We start from the raw sequence: 20,206 nt of genomic DNA on the forward strand, positions 1-20,206 counted from the left end.
TCGGTTCATGACCCACCTACGTGTGGATAAGTCTGCGTCTGGCCGTTACAATGGCCGCTTGTTTTTGCCTCACCGGCTTTCAACTTAGGGGATATCCGTGTCAGTGGAACTTTGGCAGCAGTGCGTGGAGCTTTTGCGCGATGAGCTGCCTGCCCAACAATTCAACACTTGGATCCGTCCACTACAGGTCGAAGCCGAAGGCGACGAGTTGCGTGTCTATGCACCCAATCGTTTTGTCCTGGACTGGGTCAACGAGAAATACCTGAGCCGCGTGCTGGAATTGCTCGATGAGCACGGCAACGGCATGGCGCCTGCGCTTTCCTTATTAATAGGCAGCAAACGCAGCTCAGCTCCGCGTGCTGCACCGAATGCGCCACTGGCTGCCGCCGCGGCGTCCCAGGTTCAGGCGGCAGCAGCTGCTGCCGCGCCTGCGGCTCCCGCCCCATCACCGGCCAAGCGTGCGACGCAAAAAACCGCTGAAGTGGCTGAGCAAGAGCCTTCGCGTGACAGCTTCGACCCAATGGCCGGCGCCAGTTCGCAACAGGCACCGGTGCGCGCCGAGCAACGCACTGTTCAGGTTGAAGGCGCCCTCAAGCACACCAGCTACCTGAACCGCACCTTTACCTTTGAAAACTTCGTTGAGGGCAAGTCCAACCAACTGGCCCGGGCTGCGGCCTGGCAAGTGGCGGACAACCCCAAGCACGGATACAACCCGCTCTTCCTTTATGGTGGTGTAGGTCTGGGTAAAACCCACTTGATGCATGCTGTGGGTAACCACCTATTAAAGAAGAACCCGAATGCCAAGGTCGTGTACCTGCATTCCGAGCGTTTCGTGGCCGACATGGTCAAGGCACTGCAACTGAACGCGATCAACGAATTCAAGCGCTTCTACCGTTCGGTGGATGCATTGCTGATCGACGATATTCAGTTTTTCGCTCGCAAGGAGCGCTCCCAGGAAGAGTTTTTCCACACCTTCAACGCCCTGCTTGAAGGTGGCCAGCAGGTCATTCTCACCAGTGACCGCTATCCGAAAGAAATCGAAGGCCTTGAAGAACGACTGAAGTCCCGCTTCGGCTGGGGCCTCACGGTGGCCGTAGAGCCGCCGGAACTGGAAACCCGTGTCGCGATCCTGATGAAGAAGGCTGACCAGGCCAAGGTCGAATTGCCACACGATGCCGCGTTCTTCATTGCCCAACGCATTCGCTCCAACGTCCGTGAACTGGAAGGTGCGCTCAAGCGCGTCATCGCCCATTCGCACTTCATGGGGCGCGATATCACCATCGAGTTGATTCGCGAGTCCCTGAAGGACCTGTTGGCGCTGCAAGACAAACTGGTCTCTGTGGATAACATTCAGCGCACGGTCGCCGAGTACTACAAGATCAAGATCTCGGATCTGTTGTCCAAACGTCGTTCGCGTTCGGTTGCCCGTCCACGTCAGGTCGCCATGGCGTTGTCCAAGGAACTCACCAACCACAGCCTGCCGGAAATCGGTGATGTGTTTGGTGGGCGTGACCACACGACCGTTTTGCACGCCTGCCGCAAGATCAACGAACTTAAGGAATCCGACGCGGACATCCGCGAGGACTACAAGAACCTGCTGCGTACACTGACCACTTGATGAACACCAGCGCAGCTTTTAAGGCAAGGGACTAGACCATGCATTTCACCATTCAACGCGAAGCCCTGTTGAAACCCCTGCAACTGGTCGCAGGCGTCGTCGAGCGCCGACAGACCTTGCCGGTTCTCTCCAACGTGCTGCTGGTTGTCGAAGGCCAGCAGTTGTCGCTGACCGGTACCGACCTGGAAGTCGAGCTGGTCGGTCGCGTGCAACTCGAAGAGCCTGCTGAAACAGGTTCCATCACCGTGCCTGCACGTAAACTGATGGACATCTGCAAAAGCCTGCCGAACGACGCGCTGATCGATATCAAGGTCGATGAACAGAAGCTGGTGGTGAAGGCTGGCCGTAGCCGCTTCACCCTCTCGACCTTGCCGGCCAACGATTTCCCCACCGTGGAAGAAGGCCCGGGCTCGCTGACCTGCAGCCTCGAGCAGAGCAAGCTGCGTCGCCTGATCGAGCGCACCAGCTTCGCCATGGCCCAGCAGGACGTGCGTTACTACCTCAACGGCATGCTGCTGGAAGTCTCGGCGGGCGTCATTCGTGCCGTGGCCACCGACGGCCACCGCCTGGCAATGTGCTCGATGCAGGCTGATATCGGCCAGCCGGATCGCCACCAGGTCATCGTGCCGCGCAAGGGTATCCTTGAAATGGCGCGTTTGCTGACCGAGCCGGACGGTATCGTCAGCATCGTCCTGGGCCAGCACCACATTCGCGCCACCACCGGTGAGTTCACCTTCACCTCGAAACTGGTCGACGGCAAATTCCCGGACTACGAGCGCGTTCTGCCTAAAGGCGGCGACAAGCTGGTGCTCGGTGATCGTCAGGCGTTGCGTGAGGCGTTCAGCCGTACGGCGATTCTGTCCAACGAGAAGTACCGCGGTATCCGTCTGCAACTGGCTCCTGGTCAGTTGAAGATCCAGGCGAACAACCCGGAGCAGGAGGAAGCGGAAGAAGAAGTTGGCGTTGAGTACAACGGCGGCTCCCTGGAAATCGGCTTCAACGTAAGTTACTTGCTCGACGTACTGGGCGTGATGACCACCGAGCAGGTACGTCTGATCCTGTCCGACTCCAACAGCAGTGCGCTGGTGCAAGAGTCCGACAACGACGACTCGGCCTACGTCGTCATGCCGATGCGTCTGTAATCATGTTCAGCAGAAGCTAGATGTCCCTCAGTCGCGTCTCGGTCACCGCGGTGCGCAATCTGCACCCGGTGACCTTCTCCCCCTCCCCCCGAATCAATATCCTTTACGGCGCCAACGGCAGCGGCAAAACCAGTGTCCTGGAAGCCATTCACCTGCTGGGGCTTGCGCGTTCGTTTCGTAGCACCCGGTTGTTGCCCGTCATTCAATACGAGCAATTGGCGTGCACGGTATTTGGCCAGGTCGAGTTGGCTGAAGGCGGACACAGCGCCCTTGGCATCTCCCGGGATCGCCAGGGGGAGTTCCAGATACGCATCGACGGACAAAACGCGCGCAGTGCTGCGCAACTGGCCGAGATCCTGCCGCTGCAGTTGATCAACCCGGACAGCTTCCGCTTGCTGGAAGGCGCGCCGAAGATTCGCCGACAGTTCCTCGACTGGGGCGTGTTCCACGTGGAACCCCGATTCATGTCCACCTGGCAACGCCTGCAGAAGGCCCTGCGCCAGAGAAACTCTTGGCTGCGGCATGGTACACTTGACGCCGTTTCGCAAGCGGTTTGGGACAGGGAACTGTGCCAGGCCAGCGCTGAAATCGATGAATACCGCCGCGCTTACATCAAAGCCTTGAAGCCAGTCTTTGAACAAACCTTGAGCGAACTGGTTGAGCTCGAAGGTTTGACGCTCAGCTATTACCGAGGCTGGGACAAGGACCGGGAATTGAGCGCCGTACTTGCCGGGTCCCTGCAACGGGATCAGCAAATGGGTCATACCCAGGCCGGACCGCAACGGGCTGATTTGCGTCTTAGATTGGGCGCACACAACGCCGCGGACATTTTGTCCCGGGGTCAGCAAAAGCTTGTGGTCTGTGCACTGCGGATTGCCCAAGGGCACCTGGTGAGCCAGGCCCGACGCGGTCAGTGTATTTATCTGGTGGATGACTTGCCGTCCGAACTGGACGAGCAGCACCGCCGTGCGCTTTGCCGCTTGCTGGAAGACTTACGCTGCCAGGTGTTCATCACCTGTGTAGACCACGAATTATTGAGGGAAGGCTGGCAGACGGAAACGCCAGTCGCCCTGTTCCACGTGGAACAGGGCCGTATCACCCAGACCCACGACCATCGGGAGTGAAGGCATTGAGCGAAGAAAATACGTACGACTCAACGAGCATTAAAGTGCTGAAAGGCCTGGATGCCGTACGCAAACGTCCCGGTATGTACATTGGTGACACCGACGATGGCAGCGGTCTGCACCACATGGTGTTCGAGGTGGTCGATAACTCGATCGACGAAGCGCTCGCCGGCCACTGCGACGACATCAGCATCATCATCCACCCGGACGAATCCATCACCGTTAAAGACAACGGTCGTGGCATCCCGGTAGACGTGCACAAAGAAGAAGGCGTTTCGGCAGCCGAGGTCATCATGACCGTTCTGCACGCCGGCGGTAAGTTCGATGACAACTCCTACAAGGTATCTGGCGGCCTGCACGGCGTAGGCGTGTCGGTAGTGAACGCACTGTCTGAAGAGCTTGTTCTGACGGTGCGCCGTAGTGGCAAGATCTGGGAACAGACCTACGTACACGGTGTTCCTCAGGAACCGATGAAGATCGTTGGCGACAGCGAAACCACCGGTACCCAGATCCACTTCAAGGCTTCCAGCGAAACCTTCAAGAACATCCACTTCAGCTGGGACATCCTGGCCAAGCGGATTCGTGAACTGTCCTTCCTCAACTCCGGTGTCGGCATCGTCCTCAAGGATGAGCGCAGCGGCAAGGAAGAGTTGTTCAAGTACGAAGGCGGCCTGCGTGCGTTCGTTGAATACCTGAACACCAACAAGACCCCGGTCAACCAGGTGTTCCACTTCAACATCCAGCGTGAAGACGGCATCGGCGTGGAAATCGCCCTGCAGTGGAACGACAGCTTCAACGAGAACCTGTTGTGCTTCACCAACAACATCCCGCAGCGAGACGGCGGTACTCACCTGGTGGGCTTCCGTTCCGCACTGACGCGTAACCTCAACACCTACATCGAAGCCGAAGGCCTGGCGAAGAAGCACAAGGTTGCCACCACCGGTGACGACGCCCGTGAAGGCCTGACCGCGATCATCTCGGTAAAAGTACCGGATCCGAAGTTCAGCTCCCAGACCAAGGACAAGCTGGTCTCTTCCGAAGTGAAGACCGCGGTCGAACAGGAAATGGGCAAGTACTTCTCCGACTTCCTGCTGGAAAACCCGAACGAAGCCAAGCTGGTCGTCGGCAAGATGATCGACGCGGCTCGTGCCCGTGAAGCCGCGCGCAAGGCCCGTGAGATGACCCGCCGTAAGGGCGCGCTGGACATCGCTGGCCTGCCGGGCAAACTGGCTGACTGCCAGGAAAAGGACCCTGCCCTCTCCGAACTGTACCTCGTGGAAGGTGACTCCGCGGGCGGCTCTGCCAAGCAGGGTCGTAACCGCAAGACCCAGGCGATTCTCCCGCTCAAGGGTAAAATCCTGAACGTCGAGAAGGCACGTTTCGACAAGATGATCTCTTCCCAGGAAGTGGGCACCTTGATCACCGCGCTGGGCTGCGGCATCGGTCGCGAAGAGTACAACATCGACAAGTTGCGTTATCACAACATCATCATCATGACCGATGCTGACGTCGACGGTTCGCACATTCGTACCCTGCTGCTGACCTTCTTCTTCCGTCAGCTGCCGGAGCTGATCGAGCGTGGCTACATCTACATCGCCCAGCCTCCGCTGTACAAGGTGAAGAAAGGCAAGCAAGAGCAATACATCAAAGACGACGACGCCATGGAAGAGTACATGACGCAGTCGGCCCTGGAAGATGCGAGCCTGCACCTGAACGAAGAGGCACCAGGTATCTCTGGCGAAGCCCTTGAGCGTCTGGTGAATGACTTCCGCCTGGTGATGAAGACCCTCAAGCGTCTGTCGCGCCTGTACCCACAGGAACTGACCGAGCACTTCATCTACCTGCCGGCCGTCAGCCTGGAGCAACTGTCCGATCACGCTGCGATGCAGGATTGGCTGGCCCAGTACGAAGTGCGCCTGCGCACCGTCGAGAAGTCCGGTCTGGTCTACAAGGCCAGCCTGCGTGAAGACCGTGAACGTAATGTCTGGCTGCCAGAGGTCGAACTGATCTCCCACGGCCTGTCGAACTACGTCACCTTCAACCGTGACTTCTTCGGCAGCAACGACTACAAGACCGTCGTGTCCCTGGGCGCCCAACTGAGCACCCTGCTGGACGAGGGCGCGTACATCCAGCGCGGCGAGCGCAAGAAAGCGGTCACCGAGTTCAAGGAAGCCCTGGACTGGTTGATGGCGGAAAGCACCAAGCGCCACACCATCCAGCGATACAAAGGTCTGGGTGAAATGAACCCGGATCAGCTGTGGGAAACCACCATGGATCCGAGCGTTCGCCGGATGCTGAAAGTGACCATCGAAGACGCCATTGGCGCGGACCAGATCTTCAACACCCTGATGGGTGATGCGGTCGAACCTCGTCGTGACTTCATCGAAAGCAATGCCCTGGCGGTTTCCAACCTGGACTTCTGATCCCGGTTAACCCGCTGGACCAAAAAGGCCAACGCTTGCGTTGGCCTTTTTTGTGTCCAGTGAAAGACCCACATTACAGGCATAAAAAAACCGGCTATATCAGTAATGCCAGTCAGTTAAGCTGACTGGCATTTTTATTTCTGATCGGATACTTCGGCGATTTGAGCCGGATGGCTCGGGGATAAATACGCTCCTCTCGCCGATGAGGCAGGACATAGTGCGGCGCTGAAGCATGAAGCTCGGCCAGGTATTTGGGGATGTTCCCGGAGCGGTCGGCCGAGACGCTGTTGATAAACCCTAAAATTGCCCAGGTGCAGGCGGTAAAACTCATTTCGCACGGGTAAATTCCCGGACAGTGACGGCTCATTTCTACCATCTGATAGCGCAACAGGTTGTAGCCCAGCAACACGCCCCACAGCTCCTGCTCGATCATCTCGGGTGTCTTGCTGCGCAAGGTATAGCTGCTGTTGAGCAGCGTCTGTTTCATCTCCCGAAAGCCCAATTCGATCTCCCATCGCTGGCTGTACAGGTCGACTATTTCGTCAGACGGGAAGCGCAGCGGGTCGGTCATCGACGTCAGGATCTGACACACCTTGCCCTTGACGGTTTTGCTCAGAAGGCGCGCAATCAGGCGCTCGGGCAGTCCCGGCCATTGCTTGCGGGCCTGCGGCGAAGTGCTTAACGAGACCATTGCATCCTGACGGCCCAAACGCTGAACAACTTCGTACTGCGCACCCTTGCGCAGTGGCATCAGCCAATGGCGCTCGGTGCCTGCTTGCTGCCACTGGTGCAGCAATCCCAGGGAGTAGAAACCTCGATCGAATAGGGTCAACGAGTGATCGGGCGTGGTGTCGATCAGTTGTTCGGCCAGTTTCATTTCGTTGCTGCGATAGCCATCAAATGCGCTGCCGATCAACATGTGGCTCGTCAATTCCATCTGACAGACCATGCGTACCTGGGGAAAACCGGTGTCGCCGTGCTGGTTACTGGCCGAATCGTAGCGCGCTCGATTTTCGCGGGTGTCAGGCGTTCGCCAGACGACACCGTCGACGCTCAACAAGCGCAAACCGGCCCAAGTCGGATGCTCAGCTGCTTCATGCCAACTTTTCTGAGTCAGGTCGAAGACTTGTCGTACGGCTTCGCTACCTAGTCTCTGACGTGCCTGGACTACGGCGCTGGGGGCCACTAACGGGCGTTGCCCCGGCAGCATGATGTTCATGCGACTGACCACATCCCACGCCGACATGCGCCGGAAGAACGCCATGGAAATCACGCACCAGAGCATCATTTCCAGCGGCAAGCGCCGCTTGCGCAGCGTCGCCACGCCGGCCTGTTCAAGCGCCTGCTCGACCAAAGAAGGATCGAGTAAGGAATCCAATCCCTCGATTGAGTTTGGAGTGGAAGCGAAGTTGTGGGTCAGTTCCAGTGCCCGAGCGAGACGCATAAAAAAATCCGATGCCAGTTCAGGCATCGGATTTTGATTTCTTGCGGCCAAAGGTCAAGCGAGATGGCTTAACTGATCGGCATTAGGCTATATCAGCCGGTTTTTTTGCGCCCGAAAAAAACTTATGCACGTTTTTTGGTTTTTTAAGAGCTTAAGAAATATCTATATAAATCATTAAGTTAGGATAAGATTTCGACGCTTTTCTCACAAACGGTACACAGCTTATCCACAGACGCTCAGACAACCACCTGATCGTTGGTAACCGGCGCCTGCGGAGCCGGTGGCAGAGAGCCCATTTCCCGCTGCATCTGCTCGTTCCAGGCCTGGACCCGGTCGTTCAATTCGGCAATGGCGCGTGGTCCGCTACCTTCGGCATACATCGGTGCGCCGATGATCACGGTGATGACACCCTGCTTCTTCCTCCAACCGGTTTTTGGCCAGAACTTGCCAGCGTTATGCGCAATCGGCAGCACCGGCAGCTCGGCATTGACCGCCAGTGCCGTACCGCCGCGGGAGAATTTGCCGATGGTGCCGTAGGGAACGCGAGTGCCTTCGGGGAAAATCAGCACCCAGACGTTGTCCTTTAGTAACTCATCGCCTTTCTTGGCGACGTGCTTGAGTGCCGATTTCGGGTTGTCCCGGTCGATGGCGATGGGACGCAGCATGGCCATGGCCCAACCGAAGAATGGCACGTACAGCAGTTCGCGCTTGAGCACCTGGCTCAATGGCGAGAAATAGGCCGAGAGAAAAAAGGTCTCCCAGGTGCTCTGGTGGTTCGACTGGATCACGCAGGGCTGTGCCGGTACGTTCTCGGCACCCTTCACTTCGTAGCGAATGCCCAGGAATACCTTGCTCAGCCACAAGGCGCAGCGGCACCAATAGACGTTGATGAAGCGATAACGCGCCTTGAATGGCAGAAAGGGCGCGATAAAAAAACTCAGGCTGCACCACAGCAGGGAGCTGGTGCCCAGCAGCAGGTAAAAGAGGAAGGTTCTGATGGCCTGCAGTATCGACATGGCGACGTTTACCGTAACGGTTCAAGCGCACTCCCGAACGTTCCTTGGTCAGGATTTCGAAAGCGCTCTAATTGTGGATAAGTTCTGCGGCAATCGCCGCCAGATCGTCGAAAATCAATGTGCCTACCGGAAGGGTCTTGCCCAAAGTCTTTTCGCCTTTCCCGGTCTTTACCAAAACTGGCTGAGAATCGACGGCTTTGGCGGCTTCCAGGTCACCGAGACTATCGCCGACGAACCATAGATTTGTCAGCGATACGTTGTAATGTGCGGCGATGCTTTTCAGCATCCCGGGTTTTGGCTTGCGGCAATCGCAGCCTTCGTCCGGCCCGTGCGGGCAGTAGACGATCAGCCCGACTTCCCCACCCTGCTCGGCCACCAGCGAGCGCAAGCGCTCGTGCATGGCGTCCAGGGTGGCGAGGTCGTAGTAGCCGCGAGCGATGCCCGACTGGTTGGTGGCGACCGCCACCGTCCAGCCGGCCTTGCTCAACTGCGCGATGGCTTCGATCGATCCGGGGAGTGGAATCCACTCCTCCACCGACTTGATGTAAGCGTCGGAGTCGTGATTGATCACCCCGTCCCGATCGAGAATCAGCAGTTTCAAACAGTCTTACCCCAGCAGCGAAATGTCGGCGACGCCGAGGAACAGCCCACGCAGGCGCGCCAGCAGTGCATAACGGTTAGCGCGGACATTGGCATCTTCCGCGTTGACCATCACCGCTTCGAAGAACGCGTCGACCGGCTCGCGCAAGGCGGCCAGGCGTGCCAGCGATTCGCTGTACTGACGTGCCGCCGCCATAGGCTGGACAGCCTGGTCAGCCTGCTGGATCGCCGAGTACAGGGAGAACTCGTTGGCATTGTCGAAATACTTGGCTTCGACCACGGTCGGCACCGAGCCTTCGACCTTGCTCAGCAAGTTCGATACGCGCTTGTTCACTGCCGCCAGGGCTGCGGCTTCCGGTAATTTGCGGAAGGCTTGTACCGCTTGCACGCGCTGGTCGAAATCCAGGGCCGAGCCCGGGTTCAGTGCGCGAACCGACAGGTAGGTCGCCACGTCGACGCCTTCATCCTCATAACGCGCACGCAGGCGGTCGAAGATGAATTCCAGCACAGCGTCGTTGAGGCCGGCAGCCTTGACCTTGGTACCGAACGCATTCACGGCGAAGGCCACGGCGTCGTTCAGGTCCAGATCCAGTTGTTTCTCGATCAGGATACGCAGCACACCCAACGCAGCACGGCGCAGTGCGTACGGGTCTTTGCTGCCGGTCGGCAACATGCCGATACCGAAGATTCCCACCAGGGTATCGAGCTTGTCGGCGATGGCCACGGCCGCACCGGTCAGGGTGGCTGGCAGTTCGGCACCGGCACCGCGCGGCATGTACTGCTCGTTCAGGGCCAGGGCGACGTCTTCCGGCTCGCCATCATTGAGGGCGTAGTAGTAACCGGCGACACCTTGCATCTCCGGGAACTCGCCGACCATTTCGGTCGCCAGGTCGCACTTGGACAGCAAGCCTGCGCGAGCGGCCCACGAAGCGTTGCCGCCAATGCGCGCAGCGATGTAGGCGGCCAGCTTGGAAACGCGTTCGGCCTTGTCGTAGACACTGCCGAGTTTTTCCTGGAACACCACGTTTTGCAGGCGCTGGTTGAAGTCTTCGAGCTTCTGCTTCTTGTCTTGCTTGAAGAAGAACTCGGCGTCGGTCAGGCGTGGGCGAACCACTTTCTCGTTACCGGCGATGATCTGCTGCGGGTCTTTGCTTTCGATGTTGGCCACGGTAATGAAACGTGGCAGCAACTTGCCTTCGGCATCCAGCAGGCAGAAGTACTTCTGGTTGTCCTGCATGGTGGTGATCAGTGCTTCTTGCGGCACGTCGAGGAAACGTTCCTCGAACGAGCACACCAGCGGTACCGGCCACTCGACCAGCGCGGTCACTTCGTCGAGCAGGGCTGGCGGAACGATCGCCGTGCCTTCCTGGCGGGTGGCCAGCTCTTCGGTGCGCTTGCTGATGATGTCGCGACGCTCGTTGGCGTCGGCCAGCACGTAGGCGGCACGCAGGTCGGCCAGGTAGCTGGACGGCGAACCGATGCGCACGTTTTCCGGGTGATGGAAGCGGTGACCACGGGAATCGCGGCCGGACTTCTGGGCGAGGATGGTGCAGTCGATGACCTGGTCACCGAACAGCATCACCAGCCATTGGGTCGGACGCACGAACTCTTCCTTGCGCGCACCCCAACGCATGCGTTTCGGGATCGGCAGGTCGTTCAGCGAATCTTCGACGATGGTCGGCAGCAGGCTCGCGGTCGGCTTGCCGGCGATGCTCTGGCTGTAGCGCAGTTTCGGACCGCTCTGATCGATTTCGCTCAGGTCGACGCCGCACTTCTTGGCAAAGCCCAGCGCCGCTTGGGTCGGGTTGCCTTCAGCATCGAACGCGGCCTGACGTGGCGGGCCATCGAGGTTGATGCTGCGATCCGGCTGCTGGGTAGCCAGCGACATGATCAGCACCGCCAGACGGCGCGGCGCGGCATAAACGGTTTTGGTCTCGTAGTTCAGGCCGGCAGCTTGCAGGCCTTTGTCGATACCGGCAAGAAACGCCTCGGCCAAGGTGTTCAGGGCCTTGGGTGGCAGTTCTTCAGTGCCCAGTTCAACCAGAAAATCCAGAGCACTCATTGTGCAGCCTCCAGCTTGGCCAGTACTTCGTCACGCAGGTCCGGGGTCGCCATCGGGAAGCCCAGCTTGGCGCGAGCCAGCAGGTAGGCTTGCGCAACGGAACGCGCCAGGGTGCGCACACGCAGGATGTATTGCTGACGCGCGGTTACGGAAATCGCCCGGCGCGCATCCAGCAGGTTGAAGGTATGGGACGCCTTCAACACCATTTCGTAGCTCGGCAACGGCAGCGGCTGGTCGAGTTCGATCAGGCGCTTGGCTTCGCTTTCGTAGAAATCGAACAGTTCGAACAGCTTCTCGACGTTGGCGTGTTCGAAGTTGTAGGTCGACTGCTCCACTTCGTTCTGGTGGAACACGTCGCCGTAGGTCACTTTGCCGAACGGACCGTCAGCCCAGACCAGGTCGTAGACCGAGTCCACGCCCTGCAGGTACATGGCCAGACGCTCGAGGCCGTAAGTGATCTCGCCGGTCACCGGGTAGCATTCGATGCCGCCCGCTTGCTGGAAGTAGGTGAACTGGGTCACTTCCATGCCGTTGAGCCAGACTTCCCAGCCCAGACCCCAGGCGCCGAGGGTCGGCGATTCCCAGTTGTCTTCGACGAAGCGGATGTCGTGGACCAACGGGTCCAGGCCAACGTGCTTGAGGGAGCCCAGGTACAGCTCCTGGAAGTTGTCCGGGTTCGGCTTGAGCACCACCTGGAACTGGTAGTAGTGCTGCAGACGGTTCGGGTTTTCGCCGTAGCGGCCGTCAGTCGGGCGACGACTTGGCTGCACATAAGCGGCGTTCCAGGTTTCCGGGCCAATGGCGCGCAGGAATGTTGCAGTGTGGAAAGTGCCGGCGCCTACTTCCATATCGTAGGGCTGAAGTACCACACAACCTTGCTCGGCCCAGTATTGCTGGAGGGCGAGGATCAAGTCTTGGAAGGTACGCACGGCTGGCGTAGGCTGGCTCACGAAATTCACCTGTTTCTTGGGCTGCGATTTAAAGAGCGGGAGTATACCCGATTCATTGCTGCGCACGCCCCCTGGAGCCTTATGCCACGCTGCTTTTGGTGTTCCGAAGATCCGCTGTACATGGCATATCACGATCAGGAGTGGGGCACGCCGCTACGCGATGCGCAGGGACTGTTCGAGTTGCTTTTGCTCGAAGGGTTCCAGGCCGGCCTTTCCTGGATCACTGTGCTGCGCAAACGCGAGCACTATCGCCAGGTGCTGTACGGCTTCGACGTGCAGCGCGTGGCGCAGATGAGCGACACGGAAATCGATGAATTGATGCTCGACCCGGGCATCATCCGTAATCGCCTCAAGCTCAACGCGGCCCGGCGCAATGCCCAGGCCTGGATGGCGCTGGAGGACCCGGTGGGGTTTCTCTGGTCCTTTGTCGGCGGTGTGCCGAAGATCAATCATTTCAAGGACCGCTCCGACGTGCCGGCCATCACGCCCGAGGCGGTGGAGATGAGCAAGGGCTTGAAAAAAGCCGGTTTCACCTTCGTTGGCCCGACCATTTGCTACGCGCTGATGCAGGCCTCGGGCATGGTCATGGACCACACCCGGGATTGCGATCGCTACGCGCTGCTGGCGAACGGCGGTTAGAATAGCCGCCTCGCGCACAGCACAAGATCAGGAGTGACCTGTGGATAAGTTGAAAGGCGCCTTGCTGGTAGGCGCTCTGCGGCTGTTTGCCCTGCTCCCGTGGCGGGCCGTTCAGGCCGTAGGCTCGGCGATAGGCTGGGTCATGTGGAAAACCCCGAACCGTTCCCGCGATGTGGTACGGATCAATCTGTCCAAGTGTTTTCCCGACATGGACCCCGCCGAGCGTGAGCGCCTGGTGGGCCAGAGCCTCAAAGACATCGGCAAGTCCCTGACCGAAAGCGCCTGCGCCTGGATCTGGCCGGCCCAGCGTTCCATCGACCTGGTCCGCGAAGTGGAAGGCCTCGATGTATTGAAGGACGCCCTCGCCTCCGGCAAGGGCGTGGTCGGCATCACCAGTCACCTGGGCAACTGGGAAGTGCTCAACCACTTTTATTGCAGCCAGTGCAAACCCATCATTTTCTATCGCCCGCCGAAATTGAAGGCGGTGGATGAATTGTTGCAAAAGCAACGGGTGCAGCTGGGCAACAAGGTGGCCGCTTCGACCAAGGAAGGCATCCTCAGCGTCATCAAGGAAGTGCGCAAAGGTGGTGCGGTGGGTATTCCCGCCGACCCGGAACCGGCCGAATCCGCCGGGATCTTCGTGCCGTTTTTCGCCACCCAGGCGCTGACCAGCAAGTTCGTGCCCAACATGCTCGCCGGCGGCAAGGCGGTCGGCGTGTTCCTGCATGCCCTGCGGCTGCCGGACGGTTCAGGCTACAAAGTAATCCTGGAAGCCGCGCCCGAAGAGATGTACAGCACCGATACCGCCACCTCCTGCGCTGCCATGAGCAAGGTCGTCGAGCGTTACGTGGGGGCGTATCCGAGCCAGTACATGTGGAGCATGAAACGCTTCAAGAAGCGTCCACCGGGCGAAGAACGCTGGTATTGAGTTGATTGGCATGATCTGTGGATAACCTTGACCTGGGGCGTTATCCACAACCGTTCATTCAAGGGCGCAGCAGATGTCCGAACAGCGCAAATCATTTCGCATCAAGATCAGTCATGAAAGCCTCGGCGAATGCCTGGGCCAGACCCGTAACCTGTCGGCCACCGGGGTCTACGTCAAGCATCCGGCCCTGGCCGCCTTGCCTCGGGGTGCGGTGGTCTACGGGCAGGTCCAGGACTTGCCCACAGGCGCGCCGCAGGTGCGTATGGAAGTGGTGCAGGTGGATGCCGAAGGCATTGGTTTGCGCTACCTCTGATCAGTGCGCCTGACGGTCGAGCTTTTTCAGAAACACCGTCATTTCCTTCTCGGCTTGCTTGTCGCCATGGGCGATGGCGGCCTCGATGCCTTGTTCCCAGGCCTGCCGTGCGGCTGCAAAGTCCGTCAGGGCCAGATGGGCCTTGCCGAGTAATTTCCAGGCCGCCGAATATTTCGGATCGAATTCGACGCAGCGCTGGAAATGCTCCGCCGCCTTGGCGTTCTCACCCAGATCCAGATAACCCTTGCCCAGCCCGAAGCGCAGTAGCGAGTTATCCACACCCTTGGCGAGCATTTTTTCCAGGGATTCGAGCATGGTGGATTCCTTATCTTAGGGGTGTCAGGCGTTCATCCGGATTAGTGAGGCCGCCTTCGCGAGCAAGCCCGCTCCCACATTGGTTTTGTGTTCACCAAAGATCAAATGTGGGAGCGGGCTTGCTCGCGAAGAGGCCCCTGCTGGCAGCAAAAAACTCGGATCAGAAGAAGCTCAGCCCTACGTGGAACAGTTTCTCCACATCGCGAATATGCTTTTTATCCACAAGGAACAGGATCACATGGTCGCCAGCTGCGATCACGGTGTCATCGTGCGCGATAATGACCTCTTCATCGCGAATAATAGCGCCAATCGTAGTACCCGGCGGCAAGCCTATGTTTTCGATGGCCTTGCCGATCACCTTGCTCGATTTCGCATCGCCATGGGCAATGGCCTCGATGGCTTCCGCCGCGCCGCGGCGCAGTGAGTGCACGCTGACGATATCGCCGCGACGCACATGAGCCAGCAAGGTGCCGATGGTCGCCAGTTGCGGGCTGATGGCGATATCGATGTCACCGCCCTGGATCAGGTCGACGTAGGCCGGGTTGTTGATGATGGTCATCACCTTCTTCGCCCCCAGGCGCTTGGCCAGCAGCGAGGACATGATGTTGGCCTCGTCATCGTTGGTCAGGGCCAGGAAGATGTCCGCGTCGGCGATGTTCTCTTCCAGCAGCAGGTCACGGTCGGAGGCGCTGCCCTGCAATACCACCGTGCTGTCGAGGGTGTCCGAGAGATGACGGCAGCGCGCCGGGTTCATCTCGATGATCTTCACCTGGTAACGGCTTTCGATGGCCTCGGCCAGACGCTCGCCGATCTGCCCGCCACCGGCGATGACGATGCGCTTGTAGGTCTCGTCGAGACGGCGCATTTCACTCATGACCGCCCGAATGTTCGCCCGCGCAGCAATGAAAAATACTTCGTCGTCCGCTTCGATCACCGTATCGCCCTGGGGCAGGATCGGCCGGTCGCGACGGAAAATCGCCGCCACGCGGGTTTCGACGTTGGGCATGTGCTCGCGCAGCTGGCGCAGTTGCTGCCCCACCAGCGGCCCGCCGTAGTAAGCCCGCACCGCAACCAATTGCGCCTTGCCTTCGGCGAAGTCGATCACCTGCAGGGCGCCCGGATGCTGGATCAGGCGCTTGATGTAGTTGGTGACTACCTGCTCGGGGCTGATCAGCACATCCACCGGGATGGCTTCGTTGTCGAACAGTTCGGTGCGGGTCAGGTACGCCGCTTCACGGACGCGGGCGATCTTGGTCGGTGTATGGAACAGGGTATGGGCTACCTGGCACGCCACCATGTTGGTTTCATCGCTGCTGGTCACGGCGACCAGCATGTCGGCGTCGTCGGCGCCAGCCTGGCGCAGGATGCTCGGCAGCGACCCGCGCCCTTGCACCGTGCGGATGTCCAGCCGGTCACCGAGGTCACGCAGGCGTTCGCCGTCGGTGTCGACCACGGTGATGTCATTCGCTTCGCTTGCCAGGTGCTCCGCCAGCGAACCGCCGACCTGCCCTGCTCCGAGGATGATGATTTTCATCCAGTCACTCCGTTGAATCCGTTTAACCGCGTGCGGCGGCGATCTTGATCAGCTTGGCGTAGTAGAACCCGTCGTGGCCGCCTTCCTGGGCCAGCAGTTGCCGCCCATGGGGCTGCCTGATCCCGGCCGTTGTGGCCAGGTCCAGTTCGCGGGCACCGGGTGTGCGAGCGAGGAAGGCCTCGATCACTTCGGTGTTTTCGGTCGGCAGCGTGGAACAGGTGGCGTAGAGCAGGATGCCACCCACTTCCAGGGTATGCCACATGGCGTCGAGCAGCTCGCCTTGCAGCACTGCGAGCGCGACGATGTCATCGGGCTGGCGCGTCAGCTTGATGTCCGGGTGACGACGAATGACGCCGGTGGCCGAGCACGGGGCATCGAGGAGGATGCGCTGGAAAGGCTTGCCGTCCCACCAGGTGGCGGTGTCGCGGCCGTCGGCGGCGATCAGTTCGGCGCTCAGTTTCAGGCGTTCGAGGTTCTCGCGGACCCGTACCAGGCGCTTGGCTTCGAGGTCCACGGCGACGACGCCGGCCAGTTTCGGTTCGGCTTCAAGGATATGGCAGGTCTTGCCGCCCGGGGCGCAGCACGCATCGAGCACGCGCTGGCCCGGCGCCAGGTCGAGCAAATCGGCTGCCAGTTGGGCCGCTTCGTCTTGCACGCTGATCCAGCCTTCGGCGAAGCCTGGCAGGCTGCGCACGTCGGCGGCTGCCTCGAGGATGATGCCGTCGCGGCTGTAGACGCAGGCACTGGCGGCAATGCCTGCTTCACTCAGCAGTCCGAGGTAGGCGTCACGGCTGTGATGGCGGCGGTTGACCCGCAGGATCATGGGCGGGTGCGCATTGTTCGCCGTGCAAATGGCTTCCCACTGCTCGGGCCAGAAGGCCTTGAGCGACTTTTGCAGCCAGCGCGGGTGAGCGGTACGCACCACCGGGTCGTGTTCCAGCTCGGCCAGCAGGGTTTCGCTTTCCCGCTGCGCGCGGCGCAGCACGGCATTGAGCAAGGCCTTGGCCCAGGGCTTTTTCAGCTTGTCGGCGCAACCCACGGTTTCGCCGATCGCGGCGTGTGGCGGGACGCGGGTGTAGAGCAGTTGGTACAGACCGACCAGCAACAGTGCCTCGACGTCGGCGTCGGCCGCCTTGAACGGCTTCTGCAGCAGCTTGGCCGCCAGCGCCGACAAACGCGGCTGCCAGCGAGCGGTGCCGAACGCCAGGTCCTGGGTGAAGCCGCGGTCACGGTCTTCGACCTTGTCCAGTTGCGTCGGCAACGAGCTGTTGAGCGAGGCTTTTCCGTTCAGGACAGCGGTGAGTGCCTTTGCGGCGGCCAGACGCGGGTTCATTGAGCGTCCACCGCTTGACCGAGGACGGTACCGATGGCGAATTTCTCACGACGGCTGTTGAACAGGTCGCTGAAGTTCAGCGCCTTGCCACCGGGCAATTGCAGGCGGGTCAGGCACAGGGCCTGCTCACCGCAGGCGACGATCAGCCCGTCCTTGCTGGCGCCGAGGATTTCACCCGGTGCGCCCTGCCCTTCGGCCAGGTTTGCCGCCAGCACCTTCAACGCTTCGCCGTTGAGTGTGCTGTGGGTGATCGGCCAAGGGTTGAAAGCGCGAACCAGACGCTCCAGCTCAACCGCTGGACGCGTCCAGTCGATGCGCGCCTCGTCCTTGTTCAACTTGTGTGCGTAGGTGGCCAGGCTGTCGTCCTGCGTTTCACCTTCGAGCGTACCGGCGGCGAGGCCGGCAATCGCCTGGACCACGGCAGGCGGACCCATTTCGGCCAGGCGGTCGTGCAGACTGCCGCCGGTGTCCTGGGCGCTGATCGGGGTGATGACCTTGAGCAGCATCGGGCCGGTGTCGAGGCCGGCTTCCATGCGCATCACGGTCACGCCGCTTTCGCTGTCACCGGCTTCGACGGCGCGCTGGATCGGCGCCGCACCGCGCCAGCGAGGCAACAAGGACGCGTGGCTGTTGATGCAGCCCAGGCGCGGAATATCCAGCACCACTTGCGGCAAGATCAGGCCGTAGGCAACCACCACCATCAAGTCCGGCTTCAGCGCGGCCAATTCGGCCTGGGCGTCTGCGTTACGCAGGGTCGGCGGTTGTAATACCGCAATGTTATTTTCAAGGGCAAGCTGCTTGACCGGGCTCGGCATCAGCTTTTGCCCGCGGCCCGCCGGACGATCCGGCTGGGTGTAGACCGCAACGATCTCGTAAGGGCTGTCGAGCAGGGCCTTGAGGTGTTCGGCGGCGAATTCCGGGGTGCCGGCAAAGACAATGCGCAGTGGCTCAGTCATGAAAGCTCTCGATTACAAAGCATCTTGAAAAGAAAAAGGCTTGCCGCGGCAAGCCTTTGAAGAGGGCATCAAGCGTTCTGGCGGTGAAGCTTTTCCAGTTTCTTCTTGATGCGATCGCGTTTGAGCGTGGACAGGTAGTCGACGAACAATTTGCCGTTCAGGTGGTCGCATTCGTGCTGGATGCAAACGGCTAGCAGGCCTTCGGCGATCAGTTCGTAGGGCTGGCCTTCGCGGTCCAGGGCCTTGACCTTGACCTTCTGCGGGCGATCGACGTTTTCGTAGAAACCCGGCACCGAGAGGCAGCCTTCCTGGTATTGCTCCATCTCGTCGGTCAGGGACTCGAACTCGGGGTTGATGAACACCCGGGGTTCGCTGCGGTCTTCGGAGAGGTCCATCACGACGATACGTTTGTGCACGTTGACCTGGGTCGCGGCGAGGCCGATGCCTGGCGCCTCATACATTGTTTCAAACATATCATCGACCAGCTGACGCACTTCGTCGTCCACTACGGTCACTGTCTTGGCGATCGTACGCAGGCGCGGGTCAGGGAATTCGAGGATGTTTAAAATGGCCATAAGCTTTGATGACTGCACATGTGAAGTAAGGTCGGGTCGATGGCCTGGCCGATCCGAAGATGCAGGCTACCGGTGTAAAACGTAGCTCCCTTCTCTTCATAAGCAAGCCGGGAGCGAGCCACCGAGGGCTCTGGCGTTTCACGCGAACTCACATAATAAAGGGATTCATCGCATGAGGAAATCACTACTCGCCCTGCTACTCCTGGCCTCGGCAGGTTTTGCGCACGGGCAAGTGCAACTCAGGGAGGGTTTTCCACAGCAATACACCGTGACAACGGGCGACACACTCTGGGACATCTCGGGCAAATATCTTCGTGAGCCATGGCAGTGGCCGCAACTCTGGCAGGCCAATCCCCAGGTTGAAAATCCAGATCTCATCTACCCCGGTGACAGCCTGTCGCTGGTCTACGTCAACGGCCAGCCGCGCCTGACCCTCGATCGCGGCGCCTCGCGGGGGACCATCAAGCTTTCGCCACGGGTGCGCAGCAGTCCGGTGGCCGACGCCATCCCGAGCATCCCGCTGAAATCGATCAACAGCTTCTTGCTGAGCAACCGCATCGTCGACAAGGCCGAGGATTTCGACCAGGCGCCTTATATCGTTGCCGGTGATGCCGAGCGCGTACTCAGTGGCACCGGCGACCGTATCTTCGCCCGCGGCCACTTTGACCCGGCTCAGCCGGTGTATGGCATCTTCCGCCAGGGCAAGGTCTACAGCGATCCGCAGACCCACGAGTTCCTCGGGATCAACGCCGATGACATTGGCGGCGGCGAGATCATCGCCACCGAGGGCGACGTCACGACTCTGGCGCTGCAACGCACGACCCAGGAGGTGCGTCTCGGCGACCGCCTGTTCAGCGGCGAAGAACGCTCGATCAATTCGACCTTCATGCCCAGCGCCCCAGAGACCCAGGTCAACGGCCTGATTATCGATGTGCCGCGCGGGGTCACGCAGATCGGTGCGCTGGACGTGGTCACCCTGAACAAGGGGCAACGGGACGGCCTGGCCGAAGGCAATGTGCTGGCGGTGATGAAAACCGGGGAAACCGTGCGCGACCGGATCACCGGCCAACCAGTGAAAATTCCCGATGAGCGCGCCGGCCTGCTGATGGTTTTTCGCACCTACGACAAGCTCAGCTATGGGCTGGTGCTCCATGCGTCACGTTCATTGGCAGTGCTGGACAAGGTGCAAAATCCTTAGCTGACTTCACAAGTTACCAACAGAGTTATCCACAGC

18 protein-coding genes are annotated in these 20,206 nt (G+C 59.9%); 8 read left to right on the forward strand and 10 right to left on the reverse strand.

Going from position 1 to position 20,206, the window contains the following annotated elements:
- Positions 1 to 97 precede the first annotated feature (97 nt).
- Genes dnaA through gyrB form a run of 4 tightly spaced genes read left to right on the forward strand, consistent with a single transcriptional unit; the run spans position 98 to position 6,307 of the window.
- A complete protein-coding gene (gene dnaA / locus DKB71_RS00700) occupies positions 98 to 1,618 on the forward strand; it encodes a chromosomal replication initiator protein DnaA (RefSeq protein WP_274073783.1) in 1,521 nt (506 codons plus the stop codon).
- Positions 1,619 to 1,656: 38 nt separating this feature from the next.
- Positions 1,657 to 2,760: a DNA polymerase III subunit beta gene (gene dnaN / locus DKB71_RS00705; protein WP_408599369.1), complete on the forward strand. Its 1,104-nt coding sequence runs from the start codon at positions 1,657 to 1,659 to the stop codon at positions 2,758 to 2,760.
- A 20-nt stretch (positions 2,761 to 2,780) separates the two neighbouring features.
- Positions 2,781 to 3,884 (forward strand): DNA replication/repair protein RecF, encoded by a 1,104-nt coding sequence (gene recF, locus DKB71_RS00710; protein ID WP_008064628.1) that lies wholly within the window; start codon positions 2,781 to 2,783, stop codon positions 3,882 to 3,884.
- A gap of 5 nt (positions 3,885 to 3,889) precedes the next feature.
- Positions 3,890 to 6,307 (forward strand): DNA topoisomerase (ATP-hydrolyzing) subunit B, encoded by a 2,418-nt coding sequence (gyrB, locus tag DKB71_RS00715; protein ID WP_077185067.1) that lies wholly within the window; start codon positions 3,890 to 3,892, stop codon positions 6,305 to 6,307.
- Between the two features lie 112 nt (positions 6,308 to 6,419).
- Here the strand turns inward: gyrB and DKB71_RS00720 are convergent, their stop codons facing one another.
- From DKB71_RS00720 to glyQ, 5 genes are all read right to left on the reverse strand, one after another.
- Positions 6,420 to 7,751 (reverse strand): IS4 family transposase, encoded by a 1,332-nt coding sequence (locus tag DKB71_RS00720; protein WP_323629399.1) that lies wholly within the window; start codon positions 7,749 to 7,751, stop codon positions 6,420 to 6,422.
- 236 nt (positions 7,752 to 7,987) lie between these two features.
- Positions 7,988 to 8,767 (reverse strand): lysophospholipid acyltransferase family protein, encoded by a 780-nt coding sequence (locus DKB71_RS00725; protein ID WP_408599370.1) that lies wholly within the window; start codon positions 8,765 to 8,767, stop codon positions 7,988 to 7,990.
- Between the two features lie 67 nt (positions 8,768 to 8,834).
- Positions 8,835 to 9,368, reverse strand: a complete 534-nt coding sequence (gene gmhB / locus DKB71_RS00730; protein ID WP_408599371.1) for a D-glycero-beta-D-manno-heptose 1,7-bisphosphate 7-phosphatase — start codon at positions 9,366 to 9,368, stop codon at positions 8,835 to 8,837.
- Between the two features lie 6 nt (positions 9,369 to 9,374).
- Positions 9,375 to 11,429, reverse strand: a complete 2,055-nt coding sequence (gene glyS, locus DKB71_RS00735; protein WP_408599372.1) for a glycine--tRNA ligase subunit beta — start codon at positions 11,427 to 11,429, stop codon at positions 9,375 to 9,377.
- Positions 11,426 to 12,379 carry a glycine--tRNA ligase subunit alpha gene (gene glyQ, locus DKB71_RS00740; protein WP_003213601.1) on the reverse strand — a complete coding sequence of 318 codons (954 nt, stop codon included), beginning with the start codon at positions 12,377 to 12,379 and terminating at the stop codon, positions 11,426 to 11,428. Before glyQ ends, glyS begins: the two co-directional genes overlap by 4 nt.
- An 81-nt stretch (positions 12,380 to 12,460) precedes the next feature.
- Between glyQ and tag the strand changes: the two genes are divergently transcribed.
- The 3 genes from tag (at position 12,461) to DKB71_RS00755 (ending at position 14,259) form a co-directional block, all read left to right on the forward strand.
- Positions 12,461 to 13,018 carry a DNA-3-methyladenine glycosylase I gene (tag, locus tag DKB71_RS00745; protein ID WP_323625759.1) on the forward strand — a complete coding sequence of 186 codons (558 nt, stop codon included), beginning with the start codon at positions 12,461 to 12,463 and terminating at the stop codon, positions 13,016 to 13,018.
- 40 nt (positions 13,019 to 13,058) lie between these two features.
- Positions 13,059 to 13,946: a lysophospholipid acyltransferase gene (locus tag DKB71_RS00750; RefSeq protein ID WP_274073789.1), complete on the forward strand. Its 888-nt coding sequence runs from the start codon at positions 13,059 to 13,061 to the stop codon at positions 13,944 to 13,946.
- A gap of 73 nt (positions 13,947 to 14,019) precedes the next feature.
- The gene (locus DKB71_RS00755; protein ID WP_408599373.1) at positions 14,020 to 14,259 is read left to right on the forward strand and encodes a PilZ domain-containing protein; all 240 of its coding nucleotides are present in this window, start codon (positions 14,020 to 14,022) and stop codon (positions 14,257 to 14,259) included.
- Here DKB71_RS00755 and DKB71_RS00760 read toward each other — a convergent pair whose 3' ends face one another.
- The 5 genes from DKB71_RS00760 to def all read right to left on the reverse strand — a co-directional run bounded on the left by DKB71_RS00760 (position 14,260) and on the right by def (position 18,972).
- Positions 14,260 to 14,574: a tetratricopeptide repeat protein gene (locus DKB71_RS00760; RefSeq protein WP_274073790.1), complete on the reverse strand. Its 315-nt coding sequence runs from the start codon at positions 14,572 to 14,574 to the stop codon at positions 14,260 to 14,262.
- A 160-nt stretch (positions 14,575 to 14,734) separates the two neighbouring features.
- A complete protein-coding gene (gene trkA / locus DKB71_RS00765) occupies positions 14,735 to 16,108 on the reverse strand; it encodes a Trk system potassium transporter TrkA (protein ID WP_046818627.1) in 1,374 nt (457 codons plus the stop codon).
- A 22-nt stretch (positions 16,109 to 16,130) separates the two neighbouring features.
- Positions 16,131 to 17,441 carry a 16S rRNA (cytosine(967)-C(5))-methyltransferase RsmB gene (rsmB, locus tag DKB71_RS00770; RefSeq protein ID WP_408599374.1) on the reverse strand — a complete coding sequence of 437 codons (1,311 nt, stop codon included), beginning with the start codon at positions 17,439 to 17,441 and terminating at the stop codon, positions 16,131 to 16,133.
- The gene (fmt, locus tag DKB71_RS00775) at positions 17,438 to 18,397 is read right to left on the reverse strand and encodes a methionyl-tRNA formyltransferase (protein ID WP_408599375.1); all 960 of its coding nucleotides are present in this window, start codon (positions 18,395 to 18,397) and stop codon (positions 17,438 to 17,440) included. The genes rsmB and fmt overlap by 4 nt, the downstream gene beginning before the upstream one ends.
- A 68-nt stretch (positions 18,398 to 18,465) precedes the next feature.
- Positions 18,466 to 18,972 carry a peptide deformylase gene (gene def / locus DKB71_RS00780; protein ID WP_408599376.1) on the reverse strand — a complete coding sequence of 169 codons (507 nt, stop codon included), beginning with the start codon at positions 18,970 to 18,972 and terminating at the stop codon, positions 18,466 to 18,468.
- 172 nt (positions 18,973 to 19,144) lie between these two features.
- Here def and DKB71_RS00785 point away from each other — a divergent pair, with 172 nt between their 5' ends.
- Positions 19,145 to 20,170 carry a LysM peptidoglycan-binding domain-containing protein gene (locus tag DKB71_RS00785; protein ID WP_406591861.1) on the forward strand — a complete coding sequence of 342 codons (1,026 nt, stop codon included), beginning with the start codon at positions 19,145 to 19,147 and terminating at the stop codon, positions 20,168 to 20,170.
- The last annotated feature ends 36 nt before the right edge of the window (positions 20,171 to 20,206 follow it).

This window comes from Pseudomonas sp. PLMAX (assembly GCF_046042685.1).
In the GTDB taxonomy this organism is placed as follows: domain Bacteria; phylum Pseudomonadota; class Gammaproteobacteria; order Pseudomonadales; family Pseudomonadaceae; genus Aquipseudomonas; species Aquipseudomonas putida_AE.

What these genes read in the sequence shown, in the direction of transcription:
- dnaN (WP_408599369.1), top strand. Translation starts at nt 1,657, where the DNA reads ATGCATTTCACCATTCAACGCGAAGCCCTGTTGAAACCCCTGCAACTG.
- recF (WP_008064628.1), top strand. Translation starts at nt 2,781, where the DNA reads ATGTCCCTCAGTCGCGTCTCGGTCACCGCGGTGCGCAATCTGCACCCG.
- DKB71_RS00720 (WP_323629399.1), bottom strand. Translation starts at nt 7,751, where the DNA reads ATGCGTCTCGCTCGGGCACTGGAACTGACCCACAACTTCGCTTCCACT.
- DKB71_RS00725 (WP_408599370.1), bottom strand. Translation starts at nt 8,767, where the DNA reads ATGTCGATACTGCAGGCCATCAGAACCTTCCTCTTTTACCTGCTGCTG.
- glyS (WP_408599372.1), bottom strand. Translation starts at nt 11,429, where the DNA reads ATGAGTGCTCTGGATTTTCTGGTTGAACTGGGCACTGAAGAACTGCCA.
- tag (WP_323625759.1), top strand. Translation starts at nt 12,461, where the DNA reads ATGCCACGCTGCTTTTGGTGTTCCGAAGATCCGCTGTACATGGCATAT.
- DKB71_RS00755 (WP_408599373.1), top strand. Translation starts at nt 14,020, where the DNA reads ATGTCCGAACAGCGCAAATCATTTCGCATCAAGATCAGTCATGAAAGC.
- DKB71_RS00760 (WP_274073790.1), bottom strand. Translation starts at nt 14,574, where the DNA reads ATGCTCGAATCCCTGGAAAAAATGCTCGCCAAGGGTGTGGATAACTCG.
- trkA (WP_046818627.1), bottom strand. Translation starts at nt 16,108, where the DNA reads ATGAAAATCATCATCCTCGGAGCAGGGCAGGTCGGCGGTTCGCTGGCG.
- rsmB (WP_408599374.1), bottom strand. Translation starts at nt 17,441, where the DNA reads ATGAACCCGCGTCTGGCCGCCGCAAAGGCACTCACCGCTGTCCTGAAC.
- fmt (WP_408599375.1), bottom strand. Translation starts at nt 18,397, where the DNA reads ATGACTGAGCCACTGCGCATTGTCTTTGCCGGCACCCCGGAATTCGCC.
- def (WP_408599376.1), bottom strand. Translation starts at nt 18,972, where the DNA reads ATGGCCATTTTAAACATCCTCGAATTCCCTGACCCGCGCCTGCGTACG.
- DKB71_RS00785 (WP_406591861.1), top strand. Translation starts at nt 19,145, where the DNA reads ATGAGGAAATCACTACTCGCCCTGCTACTCCTGGCCTCGGCAGGTTTT.